The sequence below is a fragment of the Candidatus Poriferisocius sp. genome (genome assembly GCF_965202595.1).
Lineage (GTDB): Bacteria > Actinomycetota > Acidimicrobiia > Acidimicrobiales > Bin134 > Poriferisocius.
Map to the genome: position 1 here is coordinate 1,341,029 of NZ_OZ241836.1, position 13,984 is coordinate 1,355,012.

12 protein-coding genes are annotated in these 13,984 nt (G+C 64.3%); 7 read left to right on the forward strand and 5 right to left on the reverse strand.

Features of this window, described 5'->3' with window-relative positions; all coding sequences use genetic code 11:
- Positions 1–23 precede the first annotated feature (23 nt).
- The 3 genes from ACOGXC_RS06305 (at position 24) to ACOGXC_RS06315 (ending at position 1,659) form a co-directional block, all read left to right on the forward strand.
- Positions 24–482 carry a coiled-coil domain-containing protein gene (locus ACOGXC_RS06305; RefSeq protein WP_419919846.1) on the forward strand — a complete coding sequence of 153 codons (459 nt, stop codon included), beginning with the start codon at positions 24–26 and terminating at the stop codon, positions 480–482.
- A gap of 9 nt (positions 483–491) precedes the next feature.
- Positions 492–1,196, forward strand: coding sequence for a glycosyltransferase family 2 protein (locus ACOGXC_RS06310; protein ID WP_419919847.1), 705 nt, complete (start codon positions 492–494; stop codon positions 1,194–1,196).
- 67 nt (positions 1,197–1,263) lie between these two features.
- Complete coding sequence (locus ACOGXC_RS06315; RefSeq protein ID WP_419919848.1) at positions 1,264–1,659, forward strand: DUF2304 domain-containing protein; 396 nt, start codon at positions 1,264–1,266, stop codon at positions 1,657–1,659.
- Here the strand turns inward: ACOGXC_RS06315 and moeB are convergent.
- Positions 1,656–2,819 carry a molybdopterin-synthase adenylyltransferase MoeB gene (moeB, locus tag ACOGXC_RS06320; protein ID WP_419920030.1) on the reverse strand — a complete coding sequence of 388 codons (1,164 nt, stop codon included), beginning with the start codon at positions 2,817–2,819 and terminating at the stop codon, positions 1,656–1,658. The two genes, ACOGXC_RS06315 and moeB, sit on opposite strands and share 4 nt — an antisense overlap.
- A gap of 238 nt (positions 2,820–3,057) precedes the next feature.
- Here moeB and ACOGXC_RS06325 point away from each other — a divergent pair, with 238 nt between their 5' ends.
- The 3 genes from ACOGXC_RS06325 (at position 3,058) to ACOGXC_RS06335 (ending at position 5,338) form a co-directional block, all read left to right on the forward strand.
- Positions 3,058–3,486, forward strand: a complete 429-nt coding sequence (locus ACOGXC_RS06325) for a hypothetical protein (protein WP_419919849.1) — start codon at positions 3,058–3,060, stop codon at positions 3,484–3,486.
- A gap of 59 nt (positions 3,487–3,545) precedes the next feature.
- On the forward strand, positions 3,546–4,733 hold the full coding sequence (locus tag ACOGXC_RS06330; RefSeq protein ID WP_419919850.1) for a DUF1214 domain-containing protein: 1,188 nt from the start codon (positions 3,546–3,548) through the stop codon (positions 4,731–4,733).
- Between the two features lie 80 nt (positions 4,734–4,813).
- Entirely contained in the window at positions 4,814–5,338 is a 525-nt protein-coding gene (locus ACOGXC_RS06335) for a MauE/DoxX family redox-associated membrane protein (protein WP_419919851.1), read from the forward strand.
- Positions 5,339–5,383: 45 nt separating this feature from the next.
- On the opposite strand, the gene ACOGXC_RS06340 is transcribed toward ACOGXC_RS06335, so the two are convergent.
- On the reverse strand, positions 5,384–6,508 hold the full coding sequence (locus ACOGXC_RS06340; RefSeq protein ID WP_419919852.1) for a CHAP domain-containing protein: 1,125 nt from the start codon (positions 6,506–6,508) through the stop codon (positions 5,384–5,386).
- 38 nt (positions 6,509–6,546) lie between these two features.
- Positions 6,547–7,953, reverse strand: coding sequence for a leucyl aminopeptidase (locus ACOGXC_RS06345; protein WP_419919853.1), 1,407 nt, complete (start codon positions 7,951–7,953; stop codon positions 6,547–6,549).
- 384 nt (positions 7,954–8,337) lie between these two features.
- Between ACOGXC_RS06345 and metH the strand changes: the two genes are divergently transcribed.
- Positions 8,338–11,838, forward strand: a complete 3,501-nt coding sequence (metH, locus tag ACOGXC_RS06350; RefSeq protein WP_419919854.1) for a methionine synthase — start codon at positions 8,338–8,340, stop codon at positions 11,836–11,838.
- Between the two features lie 108 nt (positions 11,839–11,946).
- Here metH and ACOGXC_RS06355 read toward each other — a convergent pair whose 3' ends face one another.
- Positions 11,947–12,804, reverse strand: a complete 858-nt coding sequence (locus ACOGXC_RS06355; RefSeq protein ID WP_419919855.1) for a hypothetical protein — start codon at positions 12,802–12,804, stop codon at positions 11,947–11,949.
- A gap of 49 nt (positions 12,805–12,853) precedes the next feature.
- The gene (locus ACOGXC_RS06360) at positions 12,854–13,960 is read right to left on the reverse strand and encodes a M24 family metallopeptidase (protein ID WP_419919856.1); all 1,107 of its coding nucleotides are present in this window, start codon (positions 13,958–13,960) and stop codon (positions 12,854–12,856) included.
- Between the last annotated feature and the right edge of the window lie 24 nt (positions 13,961–13,984).

The window sequence follows — 13,984 nt, forward strand, 5'->3', positions numbered from 1 at the left end:
GTAACCACCGGAAGGTCGGGAACATGGTAACCGGGATATACGTATCGTTGATCAGCGTTCTGGGGGCAGGGTTCATTACGGTGGTCGTGACTTTCGCCCGGAGCTTGGACAACCGGCTGTTAGCAATCTCCAGCAGGATCGACCTGGGGTTTTCTGAATTGCGCACCGAGCTCTCCGGCAAAATCGACAAGCTCGACGACAAGATCGACAGGCTCGACGGCAAGATCGACGAAGTACGCACCGAACTCTCCAGCAGGATCGACAAGCTTGACGACAAGATCGACAGGCTCGACGGCAAGATCGACGAAGTACGCACCGAACTCTCCAGCAGGATCGACAGGCTCGACGGCAAGATCGACGAAGTACGCACCGAACTCTCCGGCAGGATCGACAAGCTTGACGACAAGATCGACAGGCTCGACGGCAAGATCGACGAAGTACGCACCGAACTCTCCGGCAGGATCGACAAGCTTGCGGCTTAGGCTTCGACCATGTGCATGGCGAAGCTGATCGCGGTGATCCCAGCCCACAACGAGGAGGCTACGGTTGGGGAGGTCATAACCGAGGTACAGCGGGTTTGCTCCGGCCGGGCCGAAGTCGTCGTGATCGATGACGGTTCGATCGATCACACGTTCGAAACGGCAACCGCCGCCGGGGCCACGGTCCTGAGGTTTCCGATCAATCTGGGGTACGGGGCCGCCCTACGATTGGGGTTCCGATACGCCGCCGACCGCCAATGGGATCACGCGCTGGTGCTCGATGCCGATGGTCAGCACATTGCCACCGAGATTCCCACCCTACTGGCTGCCCGCGACTCGGGGGCCGACCTCGTGCTGGGCAGCCGGTTTCATCCTGACTGCCCTGCCCCCTACCGGGTGTCAACCACCCGGCGGTCAGCCATGAGACTGGCCGGTAGGGTGCTCCGCCATCGCTACGATGTATCGCTTACCGATCCCACATCGGGGTTCTGGGCCCTGTCAAGACCGTGCATCGACTTGTTCTCCCGAGAACTGCCCACCGGTTTCCTCGACAACCTGGTCGGTCTGTCCCTCGCGGCCCGGGCAGGGATGGCCATTGCCGAGGTACCGGTGACGATGGCCCCCCGCCAGGGAGGCCGACCCTCGGCTCGGGGGGCGGCCCTGGCCTATCACTACCTGCGAACTCTGCTCGCTGTCTCCATAGGAGGTCGTTCGTGAGCCTCACCGCATACCGGCGATGGCTACACGCCCGTTCAGGCAGGCCTGTCTCCATAGGAGGTCGTTCGTGAGCCTCACCGCCCGCATCGTCTCTGCCCTGCTGGCCGCCGCAGTGGTGCTTATCATCCTCAAGCTCCAACGCCGGGGCGGCATGGGCTCCAAGTACGGGTTGTTGTGGACGGCAACCTCGGCCATGATGCTGGTACTGGCCACCGCCCCCGACGTTGCCGACACCGTGGGCGGCTGGCTCGGGGTGGACTACACCCCTTCGCTGGTGTTCATGGCCGCCCTGAGCTTCGTGCTGATCGTGCTGGTGCAGTACTCGTGGGAACTGAACCGAACCGAACAGCGCATCCAGGTGCTGATGGAAGAGGTTGCCCTACTCCGGCGAGAGCTCGAGGATCGGAACGACCAGACGATGGGAGCGGCGGGAACGCCTGGTCAACAGGATCGGAACGACTAGCCGATGGGAGCGGGAGCGCAAAGGCCGTCTAGTTCCACGATCCTTATCCTGTCGCGGTTCTCCCAGGTGATGGGCTGCTCCGGGTCCGGGTGCAACCTGTACTCCCGGAACGACATCTCGGCGGCATCGAACGCCAGCAGCCGTCCCACCAGGGTGTCGCCGAGTCCCAGGATCAGCTTCATGGCCTCCAGCGCCTGAATCGACCCCACGATGCCGGGCAGCACTCCCAGTACCCCGGCCTCGGCACAGCTCGGGGCCATCTCGGCCGGTGGCGGCTCGGGAATCATGTCCCGGTAAGTGGGGCCGTTGCGAGGATCGAACACCGTGACCTGGCCCTCGAACCGGAAGATCGACCCGTGAACCACTGGAATCCCCAACTTCACCGAGGCATCGTTGAGCATGTAGCGAACCGGGAAGTTGTCAGCCCCGTCCACGATCACGTCGTAATCCCGGATTATGTTCAAGATGTTGTCGGCCCCCAGCCGCACGTCATAGGTCACCACGTTCACATCGGGGTTCAGGGCGTTGAGCGTCTTTTTGGCCGAGTCCACCTTGCGTTCCCCCACCCGGTCCACGTTGTGGAGGATCTGGCGCTGAAGGTTGGAGGCATCCACCACATCCATGTCCACGATGCCAACGGTGCCCACTCCCGCCGCGGCCAGATAAAGGGCTGCCGGGGAGCCCAGCCCACCGGCACCCAGGCACAGAACCTTGGCCTCCAGCAGTTTTAGCTGCCCCTCGGTGCCCACCTCGGGTAGCAGCAAGTGACGGTGATATCGGTTGCGCTGCTCCGCAGAGAGCGACACCGGCAGGGACCAGTCACGACCCTCGTCCTTCCAGCGGTTGAACCCCCCATCCATGGAAACCACATCGCCGTAGCCCATCTCCTGGAGCGTTCGAGCGGCGAACGCCGAGCGCACCCCGCCCGCGCACATGACCACCACCGGGGCGTTCTTGGCCGGTAACCGGTTCTCCACGTTGGGTTCCAGGTTGCCCCGGGGAATGTGGATGGAACCGGGCACCGCCCCCTGCTCGAACTCGTCGGGTTCCCTGACATCGAGCAGCACCGCCCCCCGGGCCAGCATCGCCTCGGCCCCGGCCGGATCGGTCTCCCGGATCTCCGCCTTGGCGGCTCTGAGCATTTCTCTGAAGGTGGGCATGGCAACGGTCACCTCGGTACGGGAGCAAAGCGTCGGGGTTGCTCGGAAACTATTCCCCACAAATCCTACCGGGTTAGTCCGATTTTTCCAACCCCGGCCTCGATTCCACCCTCCAGACGCCGAACTGCCAAAAATAATCAGCAGGGCCCTTGACAGGGTTACATGAAAAGTAGCAATATGTATCTAAATCTTCCTCCCCATAGCCAGCACGGCACCAGCCGGCAGAAGTAGTCCTTCCATGAGCTCCAGCTTTACTCACTCATCATTGTGGATTGAGCCCTGGCTCGACATCATGACCGAGGAGAACGGGTACGACCCCCGCTCGAGATATGTCGAACAGTTCTGGCTGGGGGTGATCGGCCCCACCGCCGCCTGGCTCATGCGCTACATCGCCCACGAGCTCGAGAAGCGCCCGGACGGGTTCGAGCTCTGGGTCAGCGCCACTGCCCTGCAATTGGGGATCAGCCCCAAAGCCGGGCCCCGGGGCGGACTTCACCGGACCTTCCAGCGGCTGGTGATGTTCCGGCTGGCTGCCGAGGGCCATGCCAGCTACGCCATCCGCCGCCGGTTACCCCCGCTCAACCACTCCCAGCTCCGTCGCTTGCCCAAGCACCTCCAGCGCTCCCACTCGGCCCATCACCCCCTGACCCCTGCCGGCATGGCCTGATACGGCCTGGGTGGGGTCAAATCGGGCTCGGTCCCGGATATCCGGCTAGACATTGGGGGATGGACAACAACCTGAGAGCCTCCTGGGAACGGCTGTGCGACTCGCTCAAGAAGTCGGCCGATTACATCTTCGACCCCCAACTGGGGGTGGATGCCTCCGAGCAGGCCGAGGGTTTGCGCCATCAGCTCCGCATGCTCTGCTGGGCCATCGACCGGGCAATCGAGAACAATGACACCGACCGCCCCGAACTCGGCTGGGTCTTCCCCTCCAAGGTGGGCCAGGACAACCCCGACGGGCTGTACATGTCGGCACCGGTGGACCTCAGCCGAACCTACCGTCTCACCGGCCGCATCGACACCTTGCGCTATCTGGGGCTGTCGCTCATGGATCTGCGGTTCGGGCGGGGCCGCATCACCCAACTGCTCAATGTCGGCAGTCCCGACCTGATCGATACCGGCGGCGGTCGTATAGACGTGGTGTTCAGCCCCAACCCCGACCCCGGCAACCACCCCGGCAACTGGTATCAACTCGAGCCCCGGACATGCCGGTTGTTCGTGCGCCAGTTCTTTTCCGACTGGAGCACCGAGGAGCACGCCCAGCTTTACCTGGAGTGCCTGGACCCGACCGGACCACCCACCCGGTTGGACCCGGAACTGACCTCCCTGCGACTGGACGACCTGGCCGACGAGATCAGTACCGTGCCCAAGTTCTGGACCGATTTCGCCCTGGCCCAGCGCGACCAGGGCCAGATCAACTCCTTCGCCCACGTTCCCGAGCACAAGGTGAGCGAATCCGGCCTCGGCGGCAGTGACCAGCAATCCTACGGCCAGTGCTGGTACGAGGTGGCCCAAGATCAGGCTCTGCTGCTGGAGGTGACCCCGCCGAACTGCCGGTACTGGAACATCCAGGTGGGTGATACGTGGTTCCAGAGCCTGGACTACGTGAACCTTCCAACCACCCTCAACGATTCCCAGGCCCGCCTCGATCCCGATGGTGTTCTGCGGGTGGTCATCTCCCACCGCGATCCCGGCATCCAGAACTGGATAGCCCTGAGCGGCTGCCCCCAAGGGGCAATAACCTACCGGTGGAACAATGCCGATACCGTGCCGGTGCCGTCGCTGAAACTGCTGGCGATGACCAGTGTGGATGGCTGCCTCCACCCCGACACCCCCCGCCTCAGCGCAGATGACAGGGCCGCCCTTAATGCCGACCGCCGCCGGCACGTCCTGCGCCGTTTCGTGCGCTGACCCCCGATACGCCCGAGGTGCAGGCGCTCGCCGGTAGGGCAACCGTGACCGGCGGGAAACGTTTCGTGCGCTGATCCCCGATGTACGTAGTGGTTGCGGTTTACCTGATGGTCGCGCTTCTGTTGGGGGGGGCCGGAGCGGCCAAGGCCATCACCCCCGAGCCCGCGTCGGTGGCTCTGGCCCGGCTGGGGCTCCCCCACCATTTGTGGATGGTTCGGGTACTGGGTATCGCGGAGCTGGCGGTGGCGGTGGGAGCCTTCGTGCTGGGCGGCGTGGGGCCGGCGATCGGCCTGGCCGTTCTCTACTCGGGGTTCGCGATGGTGGCCGGGGCCATGATCCGCTCAGGGTCGGCGGTGCCCTGCGGATGCTTCGGACGGACTGCAATGCCCGCCACTGCCCGCCATGTCGTGATCAACATCCTGGCCAGCGCGGCTGGGATCGCCGCGGCCCTCTGGTCGGTGGAGGCCATCGACCAGCTCGTTCACCCCCGCCGGTGGCTGCTCGGCCCGCTCGTTGCGCTCCTGGCTGCCGGTGCCTTCGGGCTATTCCTGCTGCTCAACCAGAACCAGCCCGACAAAACAAACCATCAAACCTCACCTAACTGAATGAAAAAACCCTCAAAACTTACCTAACTGAATGAAAACAAACCATCAAACCTCACCAAACTGAATGAACTTGTCGGGCCAAGCAGGTGTACCCCGGACAATGCTCCGCACGCTCACATAACACAGTATGACGTTGTTCTGGTTCATCTCGGATACCCAGATAGTGTTGCCATCCTCAGACACTGCTTCCACAAAAGCAACATGCCCGATGCTTGTCCCTGAAATCCGACCTGGTTTCCATTGAGCCACTGCAAATTTATTGGGGGTTTGGGTAACCTTGACCCCCAAACCCCCCAACTTAGAAGCAATATTGTCCCATTGCCCGGCATGACCCCAAATGCCACCGCCGGATTCACCACGGCCATACCCATTGTCAAATTCCGCCAATACTGTACCTCTCACTCTGAATTGAACCCATGAAGTACACTCACCAAGATAGAAAGCATACCAAGGATATGTCAGTATCCATAACTTGTTGGTTGACGGTTTCCTTCTGGTGCTCCACTCCTCGCACATGCCTCCGTTTGGACTCTGTTCAATGTACTGGGCGTATAGGTCTTCATAAAATGGCGATAAAGTTCTATCGTAATTGTTGCCCTCTTGCTCAATATAACTGCCAGGTTCTAAAGGTTCAGATGAAGCAGTCATATCGCTCTCATCTATCGAAATAAGACGAGCATTCGCTGCTCCAATACTGTGATCACCACCCCAGGAGCACCAGTCATAGGCACCGCTTGACCTGGTGCCATGATTACTCAAAGTCAACCAAAGCTGCCCTCCACCATAGTTGAAGTTGGCAACTGTAGCCCACCTACCTCTTTTTTCGGCCTGGACAAGTTGTACCGGGTCAACAACTGGGTCATTGCCGTTACTTCTGATATTGTAAGTAACTACCGCCGTCGCTTCATGCGGTGGAATATAAACTTCAATTCTATAGTAGCCTGCTGGCATATTGGACCAGACCCACTTTGCCCAAGTTTGCTTATCCGACTTGGCAACTGGGCAGGCATACCGGTAGTTGGAGTCGTAGTGGTTCTTGAACCATCGGGACTTGCCATGAAAAGTAGGAGCAACCTCATGGGCCTCCGATTGAGCATTGACCTCCGTGACCGGCAGCACCGATATCAGGAAGACCGCGGCCGCAGCAAGCACTCGCGCTTTCGATTTCATTCTTGGAAGTCCCTTCCAGGCCTGAATTTCAGCCTTGCTCAGGCCGGTACTGGGGGCTCAAACCTCTCCAGCGTATCCAAAAGCAAGCGTACACCAAAACCGGTGCCCCCCTTGGTGATCTCCCCGTCCTCGGAATCGGTGAACGCCGGACCGGCAATGTCCAGGTGGGCCCAGGGGATGCCTTTGGCCACGAAATTGGACAGGAACAACCCGGCCACCAGCGCCCCGCCGTGGGGCCCTCCGATGTTCTTCATGTCGGCCACCGGTGACTCCAGTTGACTCCGGTAGTCCTCGGGCAGCGGTAGCCGCCACACTCGTTCCCCGGTGCGCTCGGCGGCATCAGCCAGTTGGTCGACCCATACCTCGTTGTTGCCCATTAGCCCGGCCACCCTCGGGCCCAGCGCCACCATGCATGCCCCGGTGAGGGTGGCCAGGTCAACCACCGCATCGGGTTCTGTGCGGCAGGCCACCGACAACGCGTCAGCCAGCACCAACCGGCCCTCGGCATCGGTGTTGAGCACCTCCACGGTCTTGCCGTTGGCCATCGTGAGCACGTCACCAGGTCGAGTGGCGTCACCCCCCAGCATGTTGTCGGTCATGGGAATGTAACCGGTAACCCTCACCGGGGGGGCCACCGAGGATATGGCGGACATCACCCCGAGAACCGCAGCCCCCCCACTCATGTCGCACTTCATGGTCATCATGCCGGTACCCGTCTTGATGGACAGGCCGCCGGCATCGAACGTCAGCCCCTTGCCCACCAGCGCCACCGATCCCCGACACTCGACCTCCGGGGCCGGGGTGTAGCCCACCTCCACAAACCGGGGGGGCTGCTCCGACCCCCGGTTGACCCCCAGCAGCCCACCCAGCCCGGCCTCGCGAATGCCGTCCAGGTCGAGTACCGACACCTCCAGGCCCTCCCGCTCGGCCACCTCCTGCGCTATGCCGGCGAACCGGGCGGGAGTGAGCGAACCACCGGGTTCGTTCACCAGGTCGCGAGCGAAGCACACCGCCTCGGCCACCCGCCGTCCCCGCTCCAGCGCCGCGGTTACCGCCCTGCCCCCCGGGCCGATAATGGTGACCGTAGCCAACTTGTTGGGGGCGGGCTCGGTTTTGAAGGCCCCGTAGGAGTACGAACCCAGAACCATCCCCTCGGCCAGTGCCCGCAGCGCTTCCCGGCGATCCAGCTCCGAGTGCACGGCATCCAGCACCGACACCGTGATGCGCCGTAGCCGCTTGGCCGAACGGGCCAGCTCGGCCCCCGCCCGGCGCACCACCGCGGCGGTGACCTGGCCGGGTGGCCCCAGCCCTACCACCGCCACCGGGCGGTCTGCTCCCGACACGATCTCCACCTGACCGGGCTTGGCCTCGAACCCCCGCCCGTCCAGCACCCTGCGGTCCAAACCTTCGGGCCAATCGAAACCATCGCCCGAACACACACCCACCGAATGAAGCTCAGAGCGCGCCGGGATCTGCCTACCGGCTCGAAACACAATCACCGGACCTCCCCCACCCAAACCCCCATACCGGCTCGAAACACAATCACCGGACCTCCCCCACCCAAACCCCCATACCGGCTCGAAACACAATCACCGGACCTCCCCCACCCAAACCCCCATACCGGCTCGAAACACAATCACCGGACCTCCCCCACCCAAACCCCCATACCGGCTCGAAACACAATCACCGGACCTCCCCCACCCAAACCCCCATACTGGCTCGAAACACAATCACCGGACCTCCCCTGTCTTTGTGCTGCCGGCATCTCAGTGGCTCCGCGATATTACTTGTACCACTTGCCCACCCCGTGAACGGTAACCTCACTATCCATGGTCTCCTACCAGGAGGCGACCCGTGAGCGGGTTCTCATCTACGACGGTGCCTTCGGAACCTACATTCAAGAACTGGCCCTCAACGCCGACGACTTCGGTGGCCCCGATCTGGAGGGCTGCAACGAACTGCTATGCCTGACCCGCCCCGAAATCATCGCCGGGATGCACGACATGTATCTGGGTTTGGGGGTGGACGCGGTGCAAACCGCCACCTTCGGGGCGTTCGCGGTGCCCCTGGCCGAGTACGGCATCGCCGACCGGGCCTACGAGATCAACCGGGCCGCGGCCCGAATTGCCCGGGAAGCGGCCCACGCCCACTCCCGGCCCGGGCAGTTACGCTGGGTGGCGGGGTCGATCGGGCCGGGAACCAAGATGGCATCTTTGGGCCAGATACGCTACGCCGAGCTGCGGGATGCCTTCGAGGTCCAGGCCCGGGGCCTGCTGGACGGCGGGGTGGATCTGTTCAACATCGAGACCCAGTACGATCTGCTGGGGGCCAAGGCGGCCATAAACGGATGCCGCCGGGCCATGGCCGCCACCGGGCGGGAGGTGCCGCTACAGGTTCAGGTCACCATCGAGCTGACCGGCCGGATGCTGCCCGGTACCGAGATCGGTGCCGCGCTGGCCGCGCTGGTTCCCCTGGGCCCCGCCGCTTTCGGGCTCAACTGCGCCACCGGCCCGGCCGAGATGGGCGAGCACCTGCGGTTGCTGTGCGAGCAGTGTCCGGTACCGGTGGCCTGTAGCCCCAACGCCGGGCTCCCCCGGGTGGTGGACGGTCGCATGCACTACGATGTCGGCCCCGACGAGTTTGCCGACCACCTGGCCCGTTACATCACCGATCTGGGGATAAGCGTGGTCGGCGGCTGCTGCGGTACCACCTCTGAGCATCTCAAGGCGGTCATCGACCGTTGTGGGCACCTGACCCCCGCCCGCCGGACCGGGCGGCTGACCCCCTCGGCCACCTCCATCTACACCGCGGTACCCTTCGACCAGGACACCTCCTTCCTCATGGTGGGAGAGCGCACCAACGCCAACGGCTCCCGCAAGTTCCGCGACGCCATGCTGGAGTCCGACTGGGACGGTTGCGCTCAGATCGCCCGTGACCAGGTGAGCGAGGGTGCCCACCTGCTGGATCTGTGCGTCGACTACGTGGGGCGTGACGGTACCGCCGACATGGACGAGCTGGCCCGACGGTTCGCCACCGGGGTAACCGTCCCCCTGGTGCTCGACTCCACCGAGCCCGATGTGATGCAGGCGGGGCTGGAGTGGATCGGGGGTAGGGCCGTCCTCAACTCGGCCAACCTGGAGGACGGCGAGGGCCAGGAGTCGCGCCTGCACCGGGTGCTGTCTCTGGCCCGGGAACACGGTGCCGCGGTGGTGTGCCTGCTCATTGACGAGGAGGGGCAGGCTCGGGATCTGGAATGGAAGATGCGGGTGGCTCATCGCCTTCATCATCTGGCGGTTGAGCGCTACGGGCTGGCCCCGCCGGATCTGATATTCGACACCCTGACATTCCCGCTGTCCACCGGCGACGAGGATCTGCGCAAGGACGGCCTGGCCACCATCGAAGCCATCCGGCGCATAAAGGCCGAGCTGCCCGGTACCTACACCATTCTCGGCGTGTCCAACGTTTCGTTCGGACTGAGGCCGGCGGCCCGTCACGTGCTCAACTCCGTCTTCCTGCACGAGTGCCTGGCCGCAGGGCTGGACTCGGCCATCGTCCATGCCGGGCGGATCATCCCGCTGAACCGGGTGGAACCCCACCACCGGGATGTGTGCCTGGACCTGATCTACGACCGCCGGGGGGCGGCGGGAATCGCATCGGGGGGCCGGGAGGGCTACGACCCGCTGATGGAGCTCATGGCGGCGTTCGAGAACGTTGCCGTTGCCGCCACCGCCGGGGAGGACCGCTCCGGGTGGCCGGTGGAGCAGCGTTTGGAACAGCGGATCATCGACGGCGACCGGGATGGTCTGGATGCCGACCTGGATGAGGCCCTGGCCGGCACTGCGGCACTGGGCATAGTCAATGGCCCCCTGCTGGCCGGGATGAAGACGGTGGGCGATCTGTTCGCCTCCGGGGAGATGCAGCTCCCGTTCGTGCTCCAGTCGGCCGAGACCATGAAGTCCGCTGTGTCGTATCTGGAACCGCACATGGAGAAGTCCGACGAAACCGGGAGCAAGGGCCGGATCGTGCTGGCCACCGTCAGGGGTGATGTGCACGATATCGGCAAGAACCTGGTGGACATCATCTTGACCAACAACGGGTACGAGGTTCACAACCTGGGCATCAAGGTGTCCATAAACGAGATGATCGAGCGGGCTACCCAGGTGGATGCTCATGCCATTGGTATGAGTGGGTTGCTGGTGAAGAGCACCCTCATCATGAGGGACAACTTGGAGGAGCTGAACAACCGCGGCCTTGAGCACATCCCGGTACTGCTGGGGGGCGCGGCCCTGACCCGTACTTACGTGGAACGGGACATGCGGGAAACCTACCGGGGCCGAGTGTTCTACGGCAAGGATGCCTTCGAGGGCCTGGCGGTGATGGATCGGCTGGGTGAGCTGCGCCGTTCCGGTATTGATGATCCCGAGTTCGGTCGCCGGCCGGGAGGCCGTGATCTGCCCCGCCGGGCTCGCCGCGACTCGCCCGGGGATCTCTCCGACCGGCCGGCACGGGCCCCGTCGGTGACCACCGGCAACCCGGTGTTCGATCCCCCCTTCCTGGGGTCCCGGGTGGTCAAGGGCATACCGGTGGCCGGCATCGCTGAATACGTCAACGAGACCGCCCTGTTTCGCAACCAGTGGCAGTTCCGCCCCACCGGTGGCGAGGACGATGCCGCCTTCAAGAACCGCATACGTCCCATCATGCGTGACCAGCTAACCACGGCCACCGCCCAGGGACTTCTGGTACCGCAGGTGGTGTACGGCTACTTTCCGGTGAACGGCAGCGGGGACGACCTGGTGGTGTGGGAAAGCCCCGACCGGGGGGCGGAGCTCTGCCGCTTCCGGTATCCCCGCCAGCCCCGGGATCCGTTCCTGTGCATCGCCGACTTCTTCCGCCCGGCCGCCGGCGACGAGGTGGACTACGCCGCTTTCCACATCGTCACCATGGGGGCCGAGGTGTCCAGAGCCACCGCCAAGCTGTTCAACGACAATCGCTACCAGGAATACCTGCTCCTGCACGGTCTCGGGGTGGAGATGGCCGAGGCTCTGGCCGAGTACTGGCACCACCGCATCCGCACCGAGTGGGGGTTCGTGGCCGAGGACGGCCCCACCCTGAGCGGCCTGTTCCGCCAGCAGTACCGGGGTGGACGCTACTCCTGGGGCTACCCGGCCTGCCCCGACCTGGAGGACAACCTCACCGTGGCCCAACTGCTCGAATCCGACCGTCTCGGCATCGAGGTTGGCGAGCAGACCAGCTTCCAGTACCAACCCGAGCAAACCACCTCGGCGCTCATCTGCCATCACCCCCAGGCCAAGTACTTCATCGTCCGCTAACCCACCTCCCAATCGCTCGAAGGACTTCATCGCCCGCTAACCCACCTCCCCACCACTTCGAGATCTGCTCCCGGTTATGTGGTGTCCAGCAACACTCCGGCTATCCGGTTATGTGGTGTCGAGCAGCACCCGGGCCACCAGGTCCATGCCGAAGGCGGTGAGGATACCCAGGTACAGCAACCCGGTAGCGGCCATCACCGCGGAGTAGAACCGCTCTCGCAAAGCAGCCCGGGCCAGGATCACCAGCCCGATGGTGGTGATGGTGCATGCCCCCCAGAACCAGCCCAAAAGACCGTTGTAACCGTCGTCGATGCTCCCGTTGAGCACCGAGACCATGCCCACCGGCCACAGCATCACCACCAGCTCGGGGAGCCACAGCAAACCCGTCCAGCGGACCAGTTCCAGCAGCGGGCCCCGGGCCAGGCCGGGCTGGACCAGGTACCAGTGTCCCAGCAGCATGGAGCTGGTAACCGCCCCCAAAAAGAAGGCCCCAACAACCGTGCGGGCCACGGCCAGTACGGCCGGATCCCCGGCGTCCAGCCCACCGGCCACCACCCCTATAAGCCCGATCAGGGGGGCCACCAGATCCAGTGCCGGGGGGAACTCCGCCCGGTTGGGGTCGAAGCGCGGCTCGACCCGGTCGATGCCGGTCATGGCCGCCATCTCGCGGCTGCGCCGCTGCGCCCGTTCCCGCTGACCGCTCACCCCGGCCCGCCGCCGGACCACCGACACCACCAGAGCGACCGCCGCAGCCATGGAAGTGGCTACCGCGGCCCAGTCCCTTACCGCCACCGGATCGGTGGCAAAACCCAGCCCGGCCCCACCCCCGGCCAGGAGCCCGAAAAAACTGCGCATCAGCCAGCCGTAACCCAGCCCGGCCTCCCGCCGCCGGGTGGTGACCCAAGTGAAGGCCAAACCACCAACGGCCAGTTGCAACAGAACCGTGGCCGGCTGAAGCTCAATCACCTCAAAGCCCTACTCGAAGGCGCACAGTGCTGGGGATCGGGAGGGGGGATCAGGCGTCGATGAGCGCCAGGTGGTGGTCGGCGGTGGTCAGGTTGTCGGGGGCATCTACGCCGGCCACCACGATGTCCTCCAGCCTCAACCCCCACCGTCCGGGCAGGTAAATGCCGGGTTCGATGGAGAAGGCGTGACCGGGACGAAGCTCCCGAAGGTTGCCCTCCACGATGTAGGGATCCTCGTGGGCCTCGGTACCGATGCCGTGACCGGTCCGGTGAATGAAGTTGTCGCCGAAACCGGCCTCGGTGATCATTGCCCGACCCACCCGGTCCACCTCCTGGCAGGGCTGTCCGGCAACCGAGGCCGCCACCTGAGCTGCCTGAGCCTCGAACAAAACCTCATAGGCATCGGTCAGCTCCGGGGGCGGATCGCCCAGATGCACGCACCTGGTTATGTCGGAGCAGTAACCCACCCCGCCGGTGCCCGCCAGGGTTCCCCCGAAGTCGCACAGCACCACCTCGCCCGGCCGGATAACCCGCTCCCCCGGTTCGTGGTGGGGGCTGGCCGCGTTGGCTCCTGCGGCCACGATGGCGAAGTTGACCCGTTGATGACCCTCGGCCAGCAGCCGCCGGCCCAGTTCGGCCGACACCTGGGCCTCGGTTCGCCCGACCAGGGGGATATCACCGGCCTGGAGGGCGGCGGCCACTCTGTCGGCGGCGGCAGCGGCAGCTCTGAGCGACTCCACCTCGGCAGCATCCTTGATCTGGCGCAATGGGCTGGTCAGCTCGGAAGCCCGGCGAAACTCCACCGAGGGCAGTACCCCCATGAGATCCACCAGGAACCCGGCCCAGGTGTGGTCACCGATGGCCGCCACCGAGGCGGCACCGATGAGGCCGCGAGCCAACTCGATGGGATCGTCGGTCTCATCCCAGGTGAGGATCTCGAACACGTCGGGACGCTCCACCACCCTCGGGGCCTCCAGCCGGGGGACGATGAGGCGGGCGTGATCCTCGCGGGGCACGACCAGCATGGTCAACCGCTCCAGGGGCATGGCTTCGTAACCGCAGAAGTAAGGCAGATCGGCCCCTACCGACAGCAGGAGCACATCCACCCCCTCCCCGACCATGAGGGCCCGCACCCGATCCATCCTTTGACAGAACATCGCCAACATCTACCTCCTGGTCAC

Excerpts from the sequence above, each read along its gene's own strand:
- ACOGXC_RS06305 (WP_419919846.1), top strand. The coding sequence starts at position 24 with ATGGTAACCGGGATATACGTATCGTTGATCAGCGTTCTGGGGGCAGGG.
- ACOGXC_RS06310 (WP_419919847.1), top strand. The coding sequence starts at position 492 with ATGTGCATGGCGAAGCTGATCGCGGTGATCCCAGCCCACAACGAGGAG.
- moeB (WP_419920030.1), bottom strand. The coding sequence starts at position 2,819 with ATGCCCACCTTCAGAGAAATGCTCAGAGCCGCCAAGGCGGAGATCCGG.
- ACOGXC_RS06325 (WP_419919849.1), top strand. The coding sequence starts at position 3,058 with ATGAGCTCCAGCTTTACTCACTCATCATTGTGGATTGAGCCCTGGCTC.
- ACOGXC_RS06330 (WP_419919850.1), top strand. The coding sequence starts at position 3,546 with ATGGACAACAACCTGAGAGCCTCCTGGGAACGGCTGTGCGACTCGCTC.
- ACOGXC_RS06335 (WP_419919851.1), top strand. The coding sequence starts at position 4,814 with ATGTACGTAGTGGTTGCGGTTTACCTGATGGTCGCGCTTCTGTTGGGG.
- ACOGXC_RS06340 (WP_419919852.1), bottom strand. The coding sequence starts at position 6,508 with ATGAAATCGAAAGCGCGAGTGCTTGCTGCGGCCGCGGTCTTCCTGATA.
- metH (WP_419919854.1), top strand. The coding sequence starts at position 8,338 with ATGGTCTCCTACCAGGAGGCGACCCGTGAGCGGGTTCTCATCTACGAC.
- ACOGXC_RS06360 (WP_419919856.1), bottom strand. The coding sequence starts at position 13,960 with ATGTTCTGTCAAAGGATGGATCGGGTGCGGGCCCTCATGGTCGGGGAG.